Source organism: Streptomyces sp. NPDC087901 (assembly GCF_044742205.1).
Classification (GTDB): Bacteria; Actinomycetota; Actinomycetes; order Streptomycetales; family Streptomycetaceae; genus Streptomyces.
Window position 1 is genome coordinate 627063 of record NZ_JBIUUC010000005.1, and the last position, 20828, is coordinate 647890.

15 protein-coding genes, 1 pseudogene and 1 CRISPR repeat array are annotated in these 20828 nt (G+C 67.7%); of the genes and pseudogenes, 5 read left to right on the forward strand and 11 right to left on the reverse strand.

Going from position 1 to position 20828, the window contains the following annotated elements; translation table 11 throughout:
• Nucleotides 1–61 precede the first annotated feature (61 nt).
• On the reverse strand, nucleotides 62–862 hold the full coding sequence (locus ACIOEW_RS19915) for a M23 family metallopeptidase (protein ID WP_362555457.1): 801 nt from the start codon (nucleotides 860–862) through the stop codon (nucleotides 62–64).
• Nucleotides 863–1090: 228 nt separating this feature from the next.
• On the opposite strand from ACIOEW_RS19915, the gene ACIOEW_RS19920 reads away from it, so the two are divergent.
• Nucleotides 1091–2446 (forward strand): hypothetical protein, encoded by a 1356-nt coding sequence (locus tag ACIOEW_RS19920; RefSeq protein WP_401964922.1) that lies wholly within the window; start codon nucleotides 1091–1093, stop codon nucleotides 2444–2446.
• 33 nt (nucleotides 2447–2479) lie between these two features.
• Nucleotides 2480–3760 (forward strand): hypothetical protein, encoded by a 1281-nt coding sequence (locus ACIOEW_RS19925; protein ID WP_401964924.1) that lies wholly within the window; start codon nucleotides 2480–2482, stop codon nucleotides 3758–3760.
• A gap of 326 nt (nucleotides 3761–4086) precedes the next feature.
• Here the strand turns inward: ACIOEW_RS19925 and ACIOEW_RS19930 are convergent, their stop codons facing one another.
• The 3 genes from ACIOEW_RS19930 to ACIOEW_RS19940 all read right to left on the reverse strand — a co-directional run bounded on the left by ACIOEW_RS19930 (nucleotide 4087) and on the right by ACIOEW_RS19940 (nucleotide 5415).
• Nucleotides 4087–4374 carry a hypothetical protein gene (locus tag ACIOEW_RS19930; protein ID WP_362555462.1) on the reverse strand — a complete coding sequence of 96 codons (288 nt, stop codon included), beginning with the start codon at nucleotides 4372–4374 and terminating at the stop codon, nucleotides 4087–4089.
• A gap of 91 nt (nucleotides 4375–4465) precedes the next feature.
• Nucleotides 4466–4666: a recombinase family protein gene (locus tag ACIOEW_RS19935; protein WP_362555464.1), complete on the reverse strand. Its 201-nt coding sequence runs from the start codon at nucleotides 4664–4666 to the stop codon at nucleotides 4466–4468.
• Between the two features lie 275 nt (nucleotides 4667–4941).
• Nucleotides 4942–5415: a MarR family winged helix-turn-helix transcriptional regulator gene (locus ACIOEW_RS19940; protein ID WP_362555466.1), complete on the reverse strand. Its 474-nt coding sequence runs from the start codon at nucleotides 5413–5415 to the stop codon at nucleotides 4942–4944.
• Between the two features lie 122 nt (nucleotides 5416–5537).
• Here ACIOEW_RS19940 and ACIOEW_RS19945 point away from each other — a divergent pair.
• Both ACIOEW_RS19945 and ACIOEW_RS19950 read left to right on the forward strand, forming a co-directional pair.
• Nucleotides 5538–6197 (forward strand): annotated as a pseudogene (locus tag ACIOEW_RS19945) (NADPH-dependent F420 reductase); the annotation flags it as partial.
• Between the two features lie 265 nt (nucleotides 6198–6462).
• Entirely contained in the window at nucleotides 6463–6834 is a 372-nt protein-coding gene (locus tag ACIOEW_RS19950; RefSeq protein WP_362555468.1) for a DoxX family protein, read from the forward strand.
• 543 nt (nucleotides 6835–7377) lie between these two features.
• Here ACIOEW_RS19950 and cas6e read toward each other — a convergent pair.
• The 6 genes from cas6e to ACIOEW_RS19980 all read right to left on the reverse strand — a co-directional run bounded on the left by cas6e (nucleotide 7378) and on the right by ACIOEW_RS19980 (nucleotide 15171).
• On the reverse strand, nucleotides 7378–8052 hold the full coding sequence (gene cas6e, locus ACIOEW_RS19955) for a type I-E CRISPR-associated protein Cas6/Cse3/CasE (RefSeq protein ID WP_362555470.1): 675 nt from the start codon (nucleotides 8050–8052) through the stop codon (nucleotides 7378–7380).
• Nucleotides 8049–8873, reverse strand: coding sequence for a type I-E CRISPR-associated protein Cas5/CasD (gene cas5e, locus ACIOEW_RS19960; protein ID WP_362555472.1), 825 nt, complete (start codon nucleotides 8871–8873; stop codon nucleotides 8049–8051). The genes cas6e and cas5e overlap by 4 nt, the downstream gene beginning before the upstream one ends.
• Nucleotides 8870–10045 (reverse strand): type I-E CRISPR-associated protein Cas7/Cse4/CasC, encoded by a 1176-nt coding sequence (gene cas7e / locus ACIOEW_RS19965; protein WP_362555474.1) that lies wholly within the window; start codon nucleotides 10043–10045, stop codon nucleotides 8870–8872. The genes cas5e and cas7e overlap by 4 nt, the downstream gene beginning before the upstream one ends.
• A gap of 25 nt (nucleotides 10046–10070) precedes the next feature.
• Nucleotides 10071–10742: a type I-E CRISPR-associated protein Cse2/CasB gene (casB, locus tag ACIOEW_RS19970; protein WP_362555476.1), complete on the reverse strand. Its 672-nt coding sequence runs from the start codon at nucleotides 10740–10742 to the stop codon at nucleotides 10071–10073.
• 59 nt (nucleotides 10743–10801) lie between these two features.
• Complete coding sequence (gene casA / locus ACIOEW_RS19975) at nucleotides 10802–12379, reverse strand: type I-E CRISPR-associated protein Cse1/CasA (RefSeq protein ID WP_401964925.1); 1578 nt, start codon at nucleotides 12377–12379, stop codon at nucleotides 10802–10804.
• Between the two features lie 65 nt (nucleotides 12380–12444).
• A complete protein-coding gene (locus ACIOEW_RS19980) occupies nucleotides 12445–15171 on the reverse strand; it encodes a CRISPR-associated endonuclease Cas3'' (protein ID WP_401964927.1) in 2727 nt (908 codons plus the stop codon).
• A 1170-nt stretch (nucleotides 15172–16341) separates the two neighbouring features.
• Nucleotides 16342–17996: direct repeats of the CRISPR family, unit length 29 nt; unit sequence GTGCTCTCCGCGCGAGCGGAGGTGAGCCG.
• 887 nt (nucleotides 17997–18883) lie between these two features.
• On the opposite strand from ACIOEW_RS19980, the gene ACIOEW_RS19985 reads away from it, so the two are divergent.
• Nucleotides 18884–20272 carry an MFS transporter gene (locus ACIOEW_RS19985; protein ID WP_362555482.1) on the forward strand — a complete coding sequence of 463 codons (1389 nt, stop codon included), beginning with the start codon at nucleotides 18884–18886 and terminating at the stop codon, nucleotides 20270–20272.
• 61 nt (nucleotides 20273–20333) lie between these two features.
• On the opposite strand, the gene ACIOEW_RS19990 is transcribed toward ACIOEW_RS19985, so the two are convergent.
• Nucleotides 20334–20816 (reverse strand): NUDIX domain-containing protein, encoded by a 483-nt coding sequence (locus ACIOEW_RS19990; protein ID WP_362555484.1) that lies wholly within the window; start codon nucleotides 20814–20816, stop codon nucleotides 20334–20336.
• Nucleotides 20817–20828: the final 12 nt, after the last annotated feature.

A 20828-nucleotide genomic window follows, 5' to 3' on the forward strand; every position in this document is an offset into this window, starting at 1 on the left:
ACTCGTGGAGGCCCGACCGGAATTCGCCCCGGGCCGGGCCCTCACGATGCACTGTCATGGTTCAGCAGAGAGGGACCCCGGGCAGTTTCGCGTCCGGGTGGTCGATGTAGATGTTGCTGATGAAACCGCTTTGGTCGCGCAGTTTGCTCCACCAGTTGTTGCTGTAGCCCTCGGCGTTGACGGTGTCACCCTGCTTCTGGCACAGCACCCGCACAGCCGTCGGACCCGCGAGGGTGGTGACGACGGTGGCGTTGACGCGCGCGTCGGCACGGACGTTCACCCCGCTCCCCCAGGTGTTGAAGGGGAAGCCGCTGCCACCGCAGCCGTTGTCACTGGTCAGGTACGCCTGGTTGTAGCTGCCGGGGTAGGAGAGGCCGGCGCCGTTGATCACGATGTTCTGGCCCACTCCGTTGAGCAGCTGCTCGTAGTGAATGTGCGCCCCGGAGGAGTTGCCCGTGCTGCCGGTGACGCCGATCTGCTGTCCTTGGGCGACGGACGCACCGCTCGGCACGGAGTACGCGGAGAGGTGGAAGTAGTACGTCGTCCAGCCGCCGCCGTGGTTGATGGCTATGTAGTTGCCGGCACCGCTCGGCTGTGAGTAGCGGGTGGCCGTGCCGGCGGCCGAGGCGAGCACCGGGGTGCCGGCCGTCGTACCACCGTCGGAGCGCACGAAGTCCAGCGCTCGGCGCACCTCGGCCGAGTGGTGGCTGTACGTCCATTGCTGGCCGCAGGGGTAGGGCGCCTTGAAGACGGGCGCGGCCGTCGCACCGGCCTCCCCGGCCTGCGCCGGGGCGACCGACAGTCCGGCCAGGGCCATGAGTGCCGCGACGAACAGAGCCGGAAGACGTCTGAGAAACCTCACGAATGCTCCTAGGTGGGGGAGGCGCCCGGACGGAACCGGGCGGAGGCGCGGTAAGACGTCGGGAACGTAGCGGCGGCCCGTGCCTGTGACAAGCGTGCGGCGGCCTCCTTCGACCAGGAACGAATTGCTTGCGTCTCGTGGCCGCCCCCCACCACCGTTTGCTCACGTGCCACAGCGTCACCAGCCCGCCGGCTCGGTGCGTCCGTGCCCCGAAGGAGCCCCCCATTCATGTTTCCGCTCCGTCCCGCCCACCGTACGTCGCTGCTCGGCGCCGCCCTCATGTCTGCCGCGCTGATCGCCGCGTACGCCGGCTCCGCGGTGGCCGAACCTCTCGTGTCTCCCTCCGCCGCCGCTCGTAACGGTCCGCAGTCCGCCGGCTCCGCGCACCGCCCGTCCACCGGGTCCGCTGTCACGGGAGCCGGGCCGGCGGCGGCAGTTGAAGCGGAGACCCGAACCGCCGTGGACATCCCCGCTGACGTCACAGCGGGCGTCGCGGTATTCGACCGGCTCACCGGCCGCTTCACCGAATCGCACCAGCCGGACCTCGCATTCCGCTCCGCATCGGTGGTCAAGTTGCTGCTCGCACTGGACTACATGTGGAATCGGGGGCCGGCCTACGATCTGCCGCAGGCGGACCGGGACCGGCTCGGGGCGATGCTCAGCAGCAGCGACGACGCCGCCGCGAGTCACTACTGGTCCACCGGTGGCGGCAGTGCCGTGATCTCGCGCATGGTGCCCCGCCTGGGGCTCACCGGTACAGCACCGCCTCCGGCCGGCTATCCCGGCTACTGGGGCTACACGGCGACCACTGCCGCGGACACCGTCCGCGTCTACCGCTATCTCCTCGACCAGGCGCCGGCACCCGTGCGGGACCTCGTCCTGGGGGCGTTGCACCGGTCCACACGCTGTGCCGCCGACGGCTTCGACCAAGGCTTCGGGCTGCCTTCCGCGTTCGAGACGCCAGGGGCGGTCAAGCAGGGCTGGTCGGGCTTCACTTCCGGGGGCTGTGTCGCTCCTGAGGCACCGGCCGGCATCGCCTCAGGCAAGGCTCCCGGCCCGGCCATGCCCGGGAACGACACCGCGAGGCCCGGATCCCGAAGGACGCCCACCGACGCTGCGGCCCCCTTCGCGCCGCCTTCCGGCGATGCCGCGGCGCCCGCGCTGGATCTGACGTCCGAGGCCCTGCACACCACCGGAACCGTGGGCCCCGACGACCGTACGGTGGTCGCCGTCCTCACCCTGCACCCCGATGGCACCCCGTACGGAACCGCCTACAGCAAGGTCACCGCACTCACCGGTTCCCTGAACGTGCCCGGAGCCGTCCGCCCCTCCGGCACCCGGTTCACCACCTGGGGCAGCGGCGTCCGTGTCCGCGCGGCCGCCACCACTTCCTCCGCCGCCCTCACCACTCTGCCCGCCGGAGTGGACGTCCTCGTCGGCTGCCAGAAGCAGGGCGGACAGGTATCTGTTCCGCCCTACCTCAACGACTGGTGGGCCTATCTGCCCCAGTACGGCGGCTGGATCACCAACATCTACATCAGCACCCCCGGCAACACACTCCCGGGCGTACCCAACTGCCCGTAAATGCCTTCCCCCCCACCGAGAAGGAGGCGCACAGTGCGCCGCAATCAGAGACCGAACGCCCGCCCCCTACCCGTGGGACGAGGGCCGGCCATCGCCGTCTCCCTGCTGGCCGTGGTGGCTCTCACGCTCGCCGCCGGCCCCGCCGCCGCCCGCGTTTCCGCACCCGCCGACGCCCCGCTCGGGGGCGTCAGCTGGCGGACGGACCTGTCCGCACCCACTGGTGACGAGACCAACGTCCGCCGTGTGGACGGCAGTCTGCGTCTCCGCGATCCCGGCCTGCGGCCCGCCTCCGCCCGTGTCACCCGCGGACAGGGCACGGTCCTGCTGCCCGCGCGAATACTCGACCGCGCGGTCGACCTGATCACCCCGGACCTCGACGCCACCGTTCCCACCGGCTCCCAGGTCGCCGTCGACGTACGCGGACAGGACGGGCTGGGCCGGTGGACCGAGTGGCGCGAAGCGCGGGACGACTCCCCCACGCTGCTGCCCCGGGCCGTCACCCGTGTGCAGACCCGTATCACCCTGGTCTCCGCGCCGGACGGCACCGCGCCGACCGTGCACGCCCTGGCACTGAGCGCAGAACTCGACAGCACGCTCAACGAAGCGGCGGCGGCGGAAGCCGTAACGGCCAGCGTCTACGCAACCCGTGAGGGCCTGGTCGGCGGCACCACCGCGAACGGGCACGTGATCGTCCCCAACGATCACTTCGTGGCGCTCCCCTCCCGGCGTGGCCTCTCACCGAAGGGCAGCGGTCAATACTCGGTCCGCGTCTGCGGCCCCGCGCGCTGCGAGACCGCCCCGGTCTGGGACGTCGGCCCGTGGAACACTCGCGACGACTACTGGAACCCGTCCTCCGTCCGCGAGTCCTTCAAGAACCTGCCGCAGGGCAAGCCCGAGGCCCAGGCTGCCTACCAGGAGGGTTACAACGGCGGGCTGGACGGGTCCGGTCGCCGGGTGCTCAACCCGGCAGGCATAGATCTCGCCGACGGTACGTTCTACAACGTCGGTCTGAACAACAACGGCTGGGTCACCGTCACCTATCTGTGGACCGGCAGCGGCGCTCCGGCCACGTCCTTCCCGACCTGGGGCACCGACGTCAACATTCGTCAGCAGCCCACCAGCGCATCCACCCGGGTCGCACAGCTCCCCGGTCCCACGACGGTGCGTGTGCAGTGCCAGGTGCACGGCCAGCTCGTCCAAGCCGACGGCCACAGCAATGACGCCTGGTCCTACCTGCCGGACTACGGCGGCTACGTGTCCAACATCTTCATCGACGTGGCCGACAGCTGGCTTCCCGGCGTTCCGAACTGCTGATCCACCAAGTCCGTCTTTCCCGTTCGTGAGGCAGATCGCCGCGCCCTTCTGTGCGGCAGCACTCCTCGTGGGCCGGCCGCCGGTGGCACCGGCGGCCGGCTCTGTCGCGTCCGGCGGTCCACGGGTCGGACGCGGCGCAAATCACCCGCCCGGGACTCCCGCGCGCAGGTGGTACCCCCGGAGTTGGTCGACTATGAAGCCGAGCGACACCAAGGCGAGACAGACGACCGGCCACCGCCTGGCGGGAGACATTCGAGGGCGAGAGGCCGCCGTCCCGCTCCCTGGTTGTCCGTGGTGTACCGCCTCTACTGGTGCGGCAGTGGCCATCACACCCTGGCCCAGTTGCGGGTGCTGCTGCTCAACAGGGCGACGGCGGCGTAACCGCCGGTGGACAGAACCGCATCAGGGCCGCGGCGTACGAGGTGTCCGGTGGCCCGGAGGATGCCGTAACGGGACACGGTCGGATCTATGCGGTGAGCTGCACCCTGAGATCGGATGAACTCCGCCAGGGCGGCGAAGACGTGGAAGACGAGCCGTCCGCCGGGGGTGGTGGTGTCGAGGTTCTCGTGCAGCGAGGTGAAGCCCGATTCCGCGCTCGCGCAGCCGGCGACCATGTTGATGAGGTCCTGAAGGCTGCGGCCGTAGCGGTCGAGCGAGGGGACGACAAGGGTATCCGGCGTCGAGGAAGGCGTGGCACGCCTTCAGCTACGGGCGGAGCGTGCTCTTGCCGGACTTCTCGTCCGCGAAGATCTTCCGGCACCCGGCGGCGGTGAGGGCATCGATCTGCCGGTCGAGCTTCTGCCCGCCACTCGACACCCGTGCGTACCCGATCTTGATCTCGGTGCGCACCAGCGGCTCGGCGACGAGGAGTTCGGGGTGTCCGAACGACTCCGAAAGGTCACTCATGACCCCGGATCATGTCAGAAAACGGTGTTCCCGAATTCTTGAACGACCCAGGTTTTTGAAGGGGTTTTTGAAGGTTCTCGGTCCTTTTCGATCTTGAAACGGTGATCTTCAGAATACGTTTGCTCTTTGAAGGCGAGGCTCATCGACCCGCATCGCCTTCTTCGTTGGATCCGAGTGTCGGGGTAAGGGCGGTTGGCGCGATGCCGGACCCTCATCAGCACCCGGGCGAGACTCTGACGGCACGGTCGGCGTCAGCCCGGCGGGTACGCAAGGGCTCATCCCGGCTTCTGATCGACCACGGCGAGTCGCGCCTCGACCTGGTCCCCCAATTCGATCAGAAGGTCCATCTGTGCAGGGGTCACGTGGTCGATCAGCACATTGCGTACGTCAGCCAGGTGGAGCGGGGCGGCTGCCTCGACGAGGGTGTGGCCCTGTTCGGTGATGACCACGACTGCCCCTCGCTGGTCGGTCGCGCATCGCTCGCGACGGATGAGGTCGCGGTTCTGCATGCGGGTCAGATGCTGCGACAGCCGACTCTTCTCCCAATGCAGCACATCCCCGAGTGCGAACGACCTCATGCGCCCCTCGGGTGCCTCGGACAGGTGAGCCAACACCTGGTAGTCGGCGGCGGACAGCCCGCTGTGGGTGCGCAGCTGCCGCTCGATATATGCGGACAGGCCGGCCTGCATCTTCATGAGGCTGCGCCAAGCTCGTTGTTCACGCTCATCCAGCCATCGCGGTTCATCCATGAAGTCCACCCTACCGCTTTGGTTGACACGTTAACCAGTCACCCATAGAGTTTGGTTAACACGTCAACCAAAGAGGTAGGCGGAGGTCGGCGTCACCGGCGGGATCGCGGCGACGGAGCCGTTCTGCCGTCTGGACAGCCCTCAGCAATCGATTGGGACGGAACACACACATGTCTACAGACACCCGCTACGCCATCGTGGGCACCGGAAACATCGGTTCGGCGCTGGCGCGCCTTTTCGCCCGGGCCGGAGTCGAGGTGAGCATCGCCAACACCCGCGGACCGCGCTCCATCAGCGAACTCGCCGCTTCCTGGGGCCCTGCAGTCCGGGCCGTGACGCTCACTGAGGCACTGGCGAGCGACGTCATCTTCATGGCCATCCCGTTCGGCGCCGTCGAGACGTTCGGCAACACCCTGCCCGACTGGAACGGGAAGACCGTCGTCGACACCGCCAACGCGCACTACGCGCCCAACGCGGGCGACATCCTCAAGGGCCGGCTCTCCTCGCAGTATGTGGCCGAGGTCCTGCCGGGCGCCCAGATCGTGAAGGCCTTCAACCAGCTTCCCGCCCAGACGCTGGCCGCCGAAGTACCCTCCGGCCAGGGCAAGCGCGTGGTCTTCGTCTCCAGCGACTCCGACGAGGCCGGCTCCCGAATCGCCGAGCTCGCCCGCACGCTCGGGCTGTCGCCCGTGGAACTCGGCAGACTCGACGAAGGCGGACGCCTCATCGAGGCTCCGGGCGCACTGGTGCTCAGGAACCTCACCGAACAGCCGCTCACCTGAGTGCCCGCGTTCTGCCTCCCATGGGAGGCATGGCCGGCCCCGACGAGCCGTTCCGCCTCAATGTCCGGTGTCACCGGCCGCACCGCGGCGGCCGGCTCCCGGCCCGCGGCCAGGTCGTCGCGCCGCAGCGCACTCCATCGATGAGACCGCACTGCAGCAACGCTCATACGTGAGCAGCGAAACCCGCCGGAACACCCATCCTCCACGGCCCGCCGGTCCCTCACAGCCCGGGCGGTCCGAGTCACTCTCCAGAAAGGCATGACCCGTGTTTGTCTTCGCCGCCGTACTAAGCGTTCTGCTCGCCATTGTCGGGCTGGCTGCCGGACTACCGAAAGCCCTGCTCAAGGGCAGCATCCCCGCCCAGTTGCAGTCTCCGGGAGGCCTCAGCGCCCCGCTGGTCCGGTTCATCGGGCTGGCCGAGCTGGCCGCAGCCGCAGGGCTCCTCGCCGGTCTCTTCTGGTGGCCCGTCGGCGTTGCCGCCGCCCTGGGATTCGCAGTCGTACTCGTCGGAGCCGTTGGCTTCCACGCCAAGTCCGGCGACTACGCCAACCCCGAGACCCGCGGCCACTCGATGGCACCCGTCATCCTCACCATCATCGCGATCGCTGCCGCCGTCACTCTCGTCCTCGCTTCCTGAGCAGGGCTGGGCGCAGCCACCATTCGTCTGCTGCTCCGGCGGCTCACCTCCGCTCGCGCGGAGAGCACGGCCGCCAGTAACAGCGTGGTCCCCGGTCGATCGGTTCACCTCAGCTAGCGCGGAGAGCACGTGCGCCGCAGTCGTCGGGCCTGGGGGCCCTCCGGTTCACCTCCGCTCATGCGGAGAGCACCCCTTTCACAAACGGATCGCCGTCCCTGCCGGCGGCTCACCTCCGCTCGCGCGTAGAGCACGCTCTCTCACCTGGCATTGTCAAAAGGGGCTTATGGTCTTGGCTCTCGTGCTGGAAGGCGATCAGGGTGAAGCTGTCGAAGTCGACGGGTTCGCGGCGGGTGGGTGCCTGCTATGCGTAGCTGGAAGCCTTGTTCGTGGCTGGCGAGTGGGCGAAGACTAACGTGTGACTTCGAGGAGCCAATGGGTGAGGGCGCCGCGCAGCTGCTCGGAGACCCCGGGGGCTGAGATGACAATCACCGAGGACATGAGCCGTGTGCTTCAGGCTCTGTACCAGTCCTTCGAGTCCGTCGTTTATGACCGCTGCTGCATTGGCGCGAGCGTCAGCAGCCCGCATCCATATGCCTTGCCCCGCCCGATGCCAGCCGCGAGCTTCTCGCGAAGTAGGTCGGCGTCGAGGACTCGGGCTGTCCCGTCGAATTGGGTGCGGGCGTGCTGGACTCGCTGCTTTGCTGCAGAATCTTTGGGGCCTCGGGAGCCGCGTACCGTGGCGAGCGGGTGGGCGTTGATGTGCAGCGGTTCCAAACCAGCTGCGGTGGACTGGCGTTCCCACCATTCAATGGCGGCATTGCCGCTCAGGGCCACGACCGGTGGGAGTTTGTACGCCTCCCGTGCGGCGGCCCCGGGCTTGCGCACGGGACTGGCCACACAGCGGTAGTTGACGATTGTCCCCTTGTGTATGTGCGACAACATACCGTCGAGGGAGCGCGTTTCGACGTTGCCGTAGGCGTCTGGCAGACGTGAGGGGTCGGGCGCGGTGTGGCTCTGCAGGAGGATCTGGGGCCCATGTGGGGTTTCTTCGGCACGGAACAAGACTCCGAATGCGGCCCGGGCCGGGCCTTCGACCCCATCGGGGAACATCTGCAGCATGCGTTGGTGCAGTCGGATGCCTTGGTCGTTGCCGCCGAGGTCCCGGTGGGCCTCGCGAGAACTGGGCGAGGGCACGATGCGGGTCAGCCACAAAGTCACCGGGTGTTCCTCTCCGGCTTGGCGAAATGGGTACCGATGTAGCGTTGGAGCTTTTCCAGGTAGCCGGCGCCGAAGCCTTCGTACGTGGCATCGGGGAGGTGCACGGAACGCCGGTACAGAGGCCGGGGCCGGTACTGGCGCTCCAGCGGTGCGAACGACATTGGTTCGTCGGTGACGTCGCCGCTGTGGTGGTCACCGTCGCCCCTGTCTGGGGCGTCGGAGTACACAGGGAGAACTCCGAGGGGTCCGTCGCCGTAGAACTCGATCGGCTGCGGGCCGTTGCGCGGCCTCTTGGCTGCCAGTGGCATCCGTACCAGGTGGTGCAGCGGATCGTCCACAGTTCCCAGCAGTACCGGACCCTCTGGCGGGCAGGACCGGCGGCCTAGAAAGAGGGGCCAGTGCGGGTCACGCAGGGCGGCAGCGCACAAGTGGAGCAGTTCTTCGTCGTCGGAGGTGAGCGCGAGGGTGAAAGCGGCGTCGGCTAGGTACTGGCGCTTGGACACCAGAGTGCCCTTGGCCTCGGACCTGCGTTTCCCATCGACGGTGATCACTTTCTCATCGGCGGGCAGCCCTCCGCCTACAGTGTGGAAGTCGGACAGCACGACACCGGGTCGGTCGACTCGTACCGTCATCGACAGCGCCGTGAGGTCGTCCAAAGGTGCCTCGCGCTCCCGCCCGAGACCTGCGGCGAGCATGCCTACGACGCCGGACCGTGTGGGGAATCGGGCTGTGTCACGCCGCATGTAGTTGCTGTGCGTGCCCCACGATTGGAGTGGGCCTGCCAGGCGCAACAGCAGTCCGTGGGTTGGTGTTTCGGTCACTGCGGGGCCTTGGGGAGGGCCGCGTCGATGGAGGTGGTGACGAGGGCTTCGAAGGACGTGCGGCGCTCGCCGAGGTGCTCCAGCTTGTCGAAGTGGAGGGAAGCATGTGCCGCGTGCAGGACCCGCTCGGGGCCGAGGAGGGTGTTCGCGGCTTTGGAGTAGGCGTCGATGCCTGCCACGGAGCGTCCGACGTAGCCGCCGTGTGCGGCAGACCGTACGGGTTCCTCGAAGGCTGCGGCGAATGACAGTGGCCGGTCGGAGCGGACCGCCACGTGGACTAGGTGCGGGAGCGTGTGCGGGGCGGTGGAGTTCTTCTTCGCCTGCGGTAGCGATTCGATGAAGGAGAGCAGGAACTGGCCGGCGAGCTCGCGGGCTGCCTCGAGGCTGATGTCGTTGTCGTCGCTCAGGTTCTTGCTGAGTTCCTTGAGATCGACTGTGGCGAAGCGGTAGAAGGTGCCGGTGCTGAACTCGGCAGTGCCCATGTGTCCGCTGCCGGTTTCGTCGTCCTTCGCCGCGGTGACATCGTCGACGGCTGCGAAGTAGTCTAGTTCGACCTCGGTGGTGTGCGTGGTGAAGGCGTGCGCGACCTGGACGGCACCGTCGACACCTGCCTGGTCGACCTCGGCGAGCATGCGGCCGAAGAGGTTGATGACGCCGTTCTTCTTGAGAAGAATTTTGTCGATCTTCCCTTTCAGGGCGCTTTCGGGCTTGGTCTTTCCCTTGCCGGTGAAGTCCGTCGTGAGCGCGTCCTTGTGGGCTTCGGCGATGTCAGCCAGTTCCTCGACAGCATCTTCGGGGAGGTAGATGAGCGCGTTGGTCAGGACCTTGTTCGTGATGGGCTGCTTGTCTTTCCCCTTGGCCACCTCCCACTTGATGCTGCTTCCCGCCGCAACATGCGCTCCCGCGCGTTCGGCAAGCGCCACATCCCACCCACGGTCGGTGAGCACGTCGGTGACGCGCTCACCGATGCGGCGTGTGCGCAGCGCGTTGTCGCCGAGCGCGTCCTGGAAGTGCTCGCGGATGGCCCGCTTCCAGGACTGGCTGGAGATGCGGGTACGCAGGGCATCGCCGTAGAGCATGGTTTTCACCGAGTTGGTGTCGTCCCGGTTCAGGTTCGCGTAGGGAACGGGTTGGACGACGTGGATGTCGATGAAGCGTGGCTTGAGGTCCATCGGGGATCTCCTGTGGGTGAGAGGTTCAGTCCTGGTCGGCGCGGGCGGTGATGCGGTAGAAGTCCTGCAGCCAGCGGCGGCTGATACGCCCGGACTGGTATGGCCAGTCGACGAGGTCTGCCAGCAGTTGTCCCCAGTCGATGGTGGCGCTGGTGGTGCGTACCTGATTCACCGCTCCAGGCAGGTGCAGGTGGATGCCGCGGAGGCTCTGCCGGGTCAGGAGGTTGATGCGGCTCTCTGCGGCGCTCATCCGCATGGAGGCGCCCTTCGCGATGACGGCATGGCCCAGAGTGGCACCGAACGAGGGGCCGTAGCGGGTGAGCTCGGGCGGGGCGGCCTCCTCGTCCGGTCCGTCCTGTTGAAGGACCTGCTTCTTTACGGTCCCTTGTTCGTCTGCGGTGTCTTCGTCGTCTTCCTGGTCGGACGCGAAGGCGTGTCGGGGCTGGGCCGCGATCAGGGCGGCCACTGTGTAATGGGCCTGCGCTGTCTTGTCGTCGCACCCTTCCGGCAGTCGCGGCGTCAGCAGCCGGTGCATGGCGCGGGTGCGCGGGTGGTCCAGGTCGCGGCGCAGACCCGCGCGTAGCGCTGCACGGGCTCCGGGGTCTGTGCGGCACAGGCGTTCAATGCGCGCGGTGAAGGCGGCATACGTGGCGCGGTTGTTTGGGCGCTTGCTCGCCTCAGGGGCTTGGAAGGTCATGCCTGTCCTCGGATCGGCGGGCGGCGGTCACGAGTTCTTGGCCGCCCTTTCGCCTTCGATTACTTCATCGCCTTGTGTGGGTCTTTCAGGGCGGCGAGGATGATCGCCTTCGCCCTGGTGACGGCCCTCGCTCCCCGTGGGGTGCGCGTGACGGAGTCGGTCACCGCCTCGTACGCGTCGAGCGCGTGCCGCCCGAAAGCCCTGCACGTGGCATCGAAATCGAAGCCGGAATTCTCGGCGCCGCCAGAGCGGTTCAACTGACGGAATCGCGACCAGAACTCGTCCTCCGCCGACGGCCAGTACCGTGCCATGACCGCGTCCACCCAAGCCCCCGGTTTGTTCTTTTTGTCATCGGTGAATTTCAGCCAGGCTTCCTTCGTGGCCTGCTCCAGCCGGTCCTCGAAGAGCTCGCCGAGCTCGCGGAGCTGGCGTACGGGCCGCTCGGTACTCACCGCGTCTTCCTCGACTCGGGAAAGAAGTACCGGGGTCGTCGAGTCGACGTATTGGTGGTTGGCCGCCTGGCTGGCGTCCTGTTCGAAGCCGAGCGCGCGTACTCGCAAGTACTCACTGACGTCGAAGGCGTAGTCCATGACCTTCGGCTGGACGGGGCTGGAGTCGTTCAGCTGCTTGAGCAGAAGGGCATCGATATCCCGCCACAAGGAACGGGAGGAACGTGCGGGGCGGGGGGAAGTCTTCCCGTCCTTGTCGATGTCCCAGATCAGGTAATCGTCTTCCGGTCGGATCCGCTCGGCGTTGTAGGCCCAGGTGATGTACGCGTCGGCGGTGTGCTCGCCGTCCTGGGCGGGGACCAGATGGAGAGCGTGCTGCGAACAGGCGGTGAGCCCTGAGCAGGGGCCCTGTGGCTCGGGCATCGGCATGAGCGGGTCCGGGAGGTCATCGCGCTCCCAGGGGCACAGATCGGTCTGCCGGCTGACGTCGCCATCCGGCGGTGTCAGACCTGCCAGCAGCGTCAGGAAAAGGTTGTCGCACTCCGGGTGATACGACAGCGCGGCGCGCAGTGGTGAAGCCTTCGCGTAGTGGTGGCTCACATGGCCGACTGCACGCTTCGAGAGAGCGCCAGGGGCTCCCCAGTAATGCCAGGTCAGGAGCGACAGAGCTGTCTGCGAGAGGTTGGGAGGTACGGGGTTGTCATGGCTCCAGTGCCCGAACCAGGAGTGGTTGTTGCCCGCTGACCGGCTCATGACCAGCTTGTGAGTCCCGGCTGTTTGGTTTCTGTCGCACTGGTCGGGGAGGCGGGGGTCCTGGAGCCAGGGACGATCGCGATCGAACAGGTCGAAACGGTGAGTCCACCGGTCGAAGTAGCCGGCGATGCCGGCCTTGTGGCCGTCGGCGAGTTCGATGCTCTGCTCAAAAAGACCCTGCTGAAGGATTGCCTCCCGCCGATCGCCCCAGCTTCCGGGACCGGCCTCATCCAGAGCGGTGATCCGTGCCGTGAGCGCGTACAGCAGGCGCAGCAGCGCCGAGTGAGCCGGAGCTTCCGGGATCAGCAGCGTGCGGATCTCCCCGGCATGCAGGAACAGACTCCTGAGGCCCACCTGAGGCGGGCCGGGCTTTCCCTCCAGCCATGCGACCGGAATCCATGGCTGGTCGATCAGATTGGACGCAGGTGTGGCCACGTCCCTCCCCCCGTGGTCGGACTTCCACCGAATGTTAGAAGGTCGTACGGGGGCGGCGTGGGCGGTTACCGCAACTGATCAATTTGCAGGCCGAGTTCAGAAACGTGAATTCGGTGGCTCGAGCTGGTGTGCACCCACTTACCGTCTTCCCGTTGCAGGTTCAGTCGCAGGACGTTGTTGAGGGCGGGCATGTTGCGCCAGGCAGGGTTGGCGTCGCCCTCCACGGCCTCGACGAGTCGCTTCGGTACCGGGATCAGATAGGGGACGAGCTGGCTGGGATTCGGTCTCCCCTTGGGACTGCGATCAAGTTTCGTCTCAAGGAGATCGTCCTCCAGGAGATGCACTGGGTTGCCCTGCCGGTCGTACCCGGGGTAGAGGCAGACCACATGTGCCATCTCCTCGCCGAGCACGGAGGAAAGCAGATCGGGCGTCATACCCGGGTGGTCGCGGCTCAGCAGACCAAGGTCGCCGTCGAGCTCCCGCGGTCCAGGCACCTCCAGCCAACCGGCAGTACCACTGGCTCTGCGTTCACGAACCGTGCGCTCGTTGTCGAGCTGCTGGAGCTCACGTACCGCAGACTCCCCCAACCTGTCGACGAGCTCACGGCCGTACACCTCGTCCAGCAGAACGGGCAGTTCTTCGGGCAGAGAGACCGTCCTGTCGGTTCCCAGAAGCATGCCAGTGCGCCGCACCAGCGCGGCGTCGTCCAGTTCGGACGCGCTGTCCGCACGGAGCACCACCAGCATCGAGCGATCACCAACGCTCTGCACCGCACGGGCCAACAAGCTTGCGAGCGGTGCCGCCCCGGAGATGACGAGGTCGAAATGCAGGCCCCGGACATGTTCCAGCATCGACGTCGTCACCAGCACGGAGGGCCCGGAGACCCCACCGTGAGAGTCGAAGACGCTACGGCAGGCTGCGAGGCGCTGCCATCGGTCCTTGTTGCGCATCTGTTCATGGACCAGGGTCACATCGAGACCGGGCAGATCGTGGGTGAGCCGGTGGAACGTGCTGATGGCTTCCGCGGGCGTCGATCGGTAGACGGCGGCCCTTCCGTTGCCAGCTGCCACCATCGCGGCAAGAGCCGCCTGGATCTCCCCGTACGACGACCCGTCAACGACCCTGATGCCGAGCGTGCCGGCACGAGTGGCCCGGGCAGGCTGCTGGGGCAGGTGCCCGCCTCCGCACCGGGCATCCACGAACGACCACCCAGGCGATCGACGAGGCTGCATCATCGGCTCTCGCCCCCCTCCTGCGCCCCGGCGGTAGGCCGCCAGCATCGCGTCCACCGACCTGTCCGCAGCCGTCGCGGCCAGGACAACGGGGATCCGCAACGCAGCGGCCCACTCCAGGAACCGGAGCATCAGCTTCTGCCCCCAGGCGCCCCGGGCATGGGCTTCATCCACCACGACGACCTTGCCGGAAAGAGCAAACAGCCGCATCACGTTGAACTTCACCGGCATGACAGCCTGCAGAAGTTCGTCCACCGTCCCCGTGCCGACCGCAGCCAATAGCGCGCGGTGATGGGAATTGAGCCAGCTGTTCGCCGTCAGAGTCCACTCCTCACCAGGCTCCGCGCTGACTCCATCGGGGGCATTGGCATGCGCCCACTGCTGCGCGGCTTCCGCCGGCTTCAACCGGGAAGAGCTGTGGAGCAGCAGCGACCGCCAGGGGCCGGTCAGTGCCTGCTCGGCGAACGCATGCACCTGCGCCATGTGGCTGTCAGCCGCCGAACCGGTCGGCAGTGCATAGAAGAGGCCCCGCGCGTTCGCTGCATGCCCAAGGACTGCCGCTGCGCGAAGGGCCGCTTCTGTACGGTCCTGCGACGGTGGCGCGGTCACGACCACCATGCCCGGCCCGTGTTCGGTTACCAGCTCAGGCAGCTGGCGAGCCATGCTCGCCCCAAGACCGGTCTTCCCTACGCGCGGAGCGGGGTCAGGCGGCCGGGCGAAGCCCGTCCCGAGCAGGTCCTGCTGCTGCAACAGACGGGGCGCCGCCGTGCGGGCGATCTGCCAGTAGGCGTCCAGGTCTTCGGGTGTGCCGGCCCACCCCTCTTTCCTGAGCCGGGTCCGGATCTCTTCTGTGATACTGGCCAGCCAGTCCGACAGGGTGACCAAGCCCGTCAGGACAACAGCCGCTCCCGGCGTCATCCGCCCTTGCGGGACCGACTCAACCCTGACCACTCTGCGGACCTCGTCGAAGTGGGTCCGCCGCTGCTCCTCCCAGCTTCCCGCCCCGATACCGGGGTGACGCGCGGCAGGGCACCTCGAGTCCTTGTCGTGGACCACGGGGTGGAAGCAACCACCGTGCCCACCCAGCAACTGGGCCACAGCATGACTGAGCTGGGACTGCGGACGCCGCCTGGACGAGGGATAGCCAATCTCCTTGAACATCCCCACCAGCCACCAGTGCGCCGCCGCTTCGTGCGACTGCCCGTCCAGCTGAGCGCCAGCACCGAATCCGTAGCCCGGCTCACGGAGCAGCTCGTGAGCCAGGAGCTTCTTGTCCGCACTCCTCGGTCCACCCGAGTGCAGCTGGAACGGCACACTGATCTTCCCTATGTCATGCAGCCCCGCCCAAAAGGCCGCGAGCACGCGCGCCTGCTCATCCGAAACCTGCAGCGCCGACGCCACCATGCTCCGCTGGTGCGCGGTCAGCAGTTCATCCCAGACGACCTCAGCGACGGCCGCCGTGTCCAACAGGTGACAGATCAAAGGATGCGTGTGCCCTGCACCGCGGGCGCCCGTACCCAACCCGGCAGCCTTGCCCCAGAGGCGCGAGTCCAGAAACATAGTGCTCCTTGTCACGGGTTCGGTGCAGGTGTGCTTCAGGAGAACGCGGCAGAAAGGGCCTGGCCTGCAACGCCTCGTCGCCTTGCCGCGTCCCCGCGAAGACCGACGGAGGGAAATCGGACAACCGCAGACACACCAACTTGGTCAACCCGTAGAGTACTTACTGCTCACGCCTCCCTGGGGGTGCGCGGAATGCCATTGGCTCTCCAGCCACGGGGCATCGAGATGAACGCACGACCCTCTCGAGGGATGTGGCGCCACCTCGGCTGTGTCTGCGCCTGGAGATGCAATGTCGCGGTTCCTGCACAAGTTCGTCCTGCGTCGCAAGGTCCTCCTCGAGGTCTCACGCGTCGTGGTCAGCGCGGTAATCCGTGCCCTGATCAGCGAACTCGTCAGCTGGCTCTTCTGAGCCGACGGTGACGGATCCCAGGGGTCCGTCACCTTTTACATGCTGGCGATACATCCGCTGGCTGGCTGCTTCCGCACGGCGATGTGTCCCCACTCCAGCTACGTATTCCCTCCCGCATAGCAATCCTCTCCCCGCGCGAACGAAGACAACCCAACTGCTAGGTACAGGTTCCACACCCTTCTCCCTCGTGGAGTCAGCTTGCGCGAGCGGCTGTGCGCCGGTGGTGCACGAAAACTGTGCGGCGCGTCTCTGCGTCCGTTCCTTGAAACGTGAAGAGCGTCATCGTGCTCCCCCACGCGCGAGCGCGGGATGAGTCGGCGTCTCGTCACGCTAGGAGAGCAGGGTGCCGATGGTGCCCAACGCAGACAGGAGCTAGCACACGAAGATCAGCCGACCGGGGATCCGTGGTCTCCGTGCGAGGGAAGGTGAACCGCGGTGGGAGATGGTGGAGCCGATGCGGTGCGAGTGCTCTCCGCGCAAGCGGAGGTGAGCCGGCTCCGGGGCCTCCCCCGTTTCGAGGTCAGGGGCCCTCTCCGCGCGAGCGGAGGTGAGCCGCGGTTCGGGTGGCGCCTGATGTACCTGATGACGTGCCTCTCCGCGCGAGCGGCGGTGAGCCGTCCGGCATCGGCCCAGTACTGGGCATCACTACGTGCTCTCTGCGCGAGCGGAGGTCAGCCATCCGGTCCGTTCTCGAACTGGTCGGTGCTGACGTGCTCTCGGAGGTGAGCCGCTCGGCCGCCCTCCGGAAAGTGGACGGAGCAGTGCTCTCCGCGCGAGCGGAGGTGAACCGAACCTGCTCGGGGCCTACCACCCGGCGCGATTGTCCTCTCCGCGCGAGCAGAGGTGAACCGTGCCCAACAAACCACTGTCCGACGTTCACGAAGTGCTCTCCGCGCGAGCGGAGGTGAGCCGACCCGGACGTATGGACGGGACGCGGTGTACCGGTGCTCTCCGCGGGAGCGGAGGTGAGCCGACGATCTTCCCGGTGTCCATCGCATGCCGGATGTGCTTCTGCGCGAGCGGAGGTGAGCCGGTGTACTTGTGGTCGTGCGGGACCAGTTCGGTGCTCTCCGCGCGAGCGGAGGTGAGCCGTGGCCGCCGAGCGGGCCGGCCAGCGCGGTGCCGTGCTCTCCGCGCGAGCGGAGGTGAGCCACTGATGCTCGCGCCCGCGGGCAACCTCGCCGCCTGCTCTCCGCGCGAGCGAAGGTGAGCCGGCAGAACTGGCCATCGACGTGGCCGGCATCGCGTGCTCTCCGCGCGAGCGGAGGTGAGCCGGTGGCTGAGTACCTGTCGACGCCGTACACCCAGTGCTCTCCGCGCGAGCAGAGGTGAGCCGGTGTCCCACGTCGGAGTGCTCCCCGAGCTCGAGTGCTCTCCGCGCGAGCGGAGGTCAGCCGTCGGAGCGTGAGCGCTGCATCATGTGCTCTCCGCACGAGCGGAGGTCAGCCGGTCGACGGCGTCGCGACCCGGATCACCCCGGAGTGCTCTCCGCGCGAGCGGAGGTGAACCGGTGTCGCTGGAGCGGTACCAGCTGGAACAGCAGTTCTCTCCGCGCGAGCGGAGGTGAACCGTAGCCCTTGGGCTGGACGATGCCCTTGGCCGGGTGCGCTCCGCGCGAGCGGAGGTGAACCTTCGCCCTCGCGTACGCCACATCCGTCGTCGCCGTGCTCTGCGCGCGAGCGGAGGTGAACCGGAGTGCGCGGCGGAGCATCTTCGGGCGCCTCTGTGCTCTCCGCGCGAGCGGAGGTGAGCCGCGCGCGTTCCTCGCGGACGCGGCCACGTTGCAGTGCTGCGAGCGGAGGTGAGCCGGCCGCTGACATCACCACCATCGAGACCAGCGCGTGCTCTCCGCGCGAGCGGAGGTGAGCCGGCCATCACGGTCATCTCCCGCAGGGAGCCGTTGTGCTCTCCGCGCGAGCGGAGGTGAGCCGATCCATGTGCTGACGCGGTAGAGGGTTCCGGCGTGCTCTCCGCGCGAGCGGAGGTGAGCCGCCGCCGCCCGGATGAAGCGCGCCACCGACCGCGTGCTCTCCGCGCGAGCGGAGGTGAGCCGTCGCTACGTCACCTGATCTCCCTTGCTGGGTGGTGCTCTCCGCGCGAGCGGTGAGCCGTCCTACTTCTGCCGGCCTCCGTAGCCGCAGCAGTGCTCTCCGCGCGAGCGGAGGTGAGCCGGCGCAGATGGGTGGGCGACTGGTCCAGGCCGCGTGCTCTCCGCGCGAGCGGAGGTGAGCCGTCGCATGCTGATCCTGTTCGCCCTGCTGCTGGGTGCTCTCCGCGCGAGCGGAGGTGAGCCGCTGCTGGTCACTGCGTGCGGCGCCGAGGCGTAGTGCTCTCCGCGCGAGCGGAGGTGAGCCGTGCGCCCGTGCTTCGAGTGCGGCGAGGTCGCCGTGCTCTCCGCGCGAGCGGAGGTGAGCCGCCGAGCGGCAGCAGGGGCTGACGGAGTTGAGTTCGCGAGGCAGACGCTGGCGGTTTCCGGTCCCACATGGCACAGGTGGTAGATCGCGTCTCGGCTGGCGGGTTCCGGCACGGCGCGCCGTGATCACTCTTCGTGCCGGCTCTATAGGCCTCTCAGCGCGGAGTCCTCGGCGACCCTAATCGCACCGGCCGCGCCCAGGACGACATGCTCGGCGTTGACCAGGCCCACCCGGCCTGCCGCGACACCGATCCGCAACAACCCGGCCTCGGCAAGCAATCAAAGCTCAATCGACCGCTTCTGCTCCCGCACCTCCGAGCAGCACCGCGTCCGATTCGCTCGCGCGTTGCGCCGCCCCTTTTGCCAGCCCTTCTTCAACCGCCCGAAACCGGCCTTCGCAGTCTCCATTCCGAGGACGCCACCCGCCCGTCCCCGGGATGGGTCCATACCTGCGGCAGCGTCGGCGCCGCCGTCCTCACAGCCCCCTTCGAGACTGAGACACGCGCCTCACGGATCTGCAGCAAGGACGCGTCCAAACGGAAGCTTCAGCCGTCCGCTCCGCACCGAATTACCCGACTGCAACGCAGCGTAGTCAGCACCAAGTCAGCACGGGAGAGGTGAAGACGGGTGATGACGTGGGCTTTTAGTCAGCACCAAACCAGCACGGGAGTCAGCACGCCCCTCGCGAAACATACCGAACAGTGCAACTCGGACAGCTCTCTCCCGCCCACCCCCTGAAGCGGAAACGGGCCCGCGCCCCCTCCCCGTAGCGCCGGCCCGCACACCGGCAACCCGAACTATGGTGTCCCGCCACATACGCCCCTGACCTGGCCCTTCCTACGGTATGGCGACACGGAACCGTCCCCGCCCACCGTCCGGAAGTGGTACCCATGGCCGCACAGGCATCCGCTCCCCCACCCGCCTCCAACCTCCGCCGCATCGTCGCCGCCAGCCTCATCGGCACCACCATCGAGTGGTACGACTTCTTTCTGTACGGATCAGCGGCCGCCCTGGTCTTCAACAAGCTGTTCTTCCCCGATTCCGAGCCGCTGGTGGGAACCCTCCTGTCCTTCCTCACGTACGCGGTCGGCTTCGCCGCGCGGCCGATCGGTGCGCTGGTCTTCGGGCACTACGGCGACCGGCTCGGGCGCAAGAAGCTGCTGGTGCTCAGCCTGTTGATGATGGGTGGGGCCACGTTCGCGATCGGGCTGCTGCCGACGCACGCCACCGTGGGAGTCGCCGCTCCCGTCCTGCTCACCGTGCTCCGGCTGGTGCAGGGCTTCGCCCTCGGCGGTGAGTGGGGCGGGGCCGTGCTGCTGGTGTCGGAGCACGGGGACGCGAAGCGTCGTGGGTTCTGGGCCTCGTGGCCGCAGACCGGTGCGCCGGCCGGGCAGTTGCTCGCCACCGGGGTGCTCTCCGCGCTGACCGCGCTCATGTCGGACTCGACCTTCGAGGCCTGGGGCTGGCGTATCCCCTTCCTGCTCTCCGGCGTACTGGTGATCATCGGTCTGTGGATTCGTCTGTCCGTCGACGAATCACCCTTGTTCAAGGCCGCGCTGGCGCAGGCCGAGGAGCGCAGGGCAGCCACCGGGGCGGCGGAGAAGATGCCGGTCGTGGCCGTACTGCGGCACCACTGGCGCGACGTGCTGATCGCCATGGGCGCCAGGATGGCGGAGAACATCAGCTACTACGTCATCACGGCGTTCATCCTCGTCTACGCGACGACGGCGGCCGATCTGAGCAAGCAGACGGCACTCAACGCCGTCCTCATCGCGTCGGCGATCCACTTCGCCGTCATCCCGCTGTGGGGTGCGCTGTCCGACCGGGTCGGGCGCCGGCCGGTGTACCTGGTCGGCGCGGTCGGGGTGGGGCTCTGGATGTTCCCGTTCTTCGCACTGATCGACAGCCGGAGCTTCTGGAGTCTGCTGCTCGCCGTCACGGTCGGGCTGTTCTTCCACGGGGCGATGTACGCGCCGCAGGCGGCCTTCTTCTCGGAGCTGTTCGCGACCCGGATGCGGTACTCGGGTGCGTCGATCGGCGCCCAGTTCTCGTCCGTCGCGGCCGGTGCCCCGGCGCCGCTCATCGCCACCGCGCTGCTCGCCGACTACGACAGCTCGACGCCGATCGCGCTGTACGTGATCGCCGCTGCGCTCATCACCGTGCTGGCTGTGGTCTGTGCGAAGGAGACCCGGCACCGGGACCTGGCGGACGTCGAGCCCGGTGCCGGGCAGGACGCACCCGCGGAGCCGTCCGCAGATGCCGTACGCAGTGGTGCGTAGCGACTGATCCGGAGCGGTCCGGGGGCCGGGTGGCCGTGCGCGGCCACCCTGCCCCTCCCCGTCACATCTGCGGGTCGGTGGCCTCGAACCAGGTGGGGCCGTCGGTCATCGACTGCTTGATCCGGAAGAGCGCGAACTCCTGCAGGGGTGGAAGCGCGTCGACGTGGAACCAGCCCACCTCGAGCGACTCGTCGTCGTTGACCCGGGCCGTGCCGCCGGTGGCGCGGCAGCGGAAGGTGACGTCCAGGTACTGGCAGCGGTCGCCGTTCTCGTACTGCACGGGAGGCAGGGCCTGGGTGAGCACCACCCGCTCCGCCACACAGCGCACGGCCGTCTCCTCGTACACCTCTCGCTCCGCCGTCGCCGCGGGCTGCTCCCCCGGTTCGGAGATGCCTCCGACGATCGACCACTTGCCGGTGTCGGCGCGTCGTCCGAGAAGCACTCTGCCGTCGTCGTCGAAGACGACTGCGCTGACGCCGGGCAGCAGGAGCAACTGTTGACCCGCGGTGGCACGGATCTCACGGATGAAGTCAGGAATTGCCATGCCACGACCCTA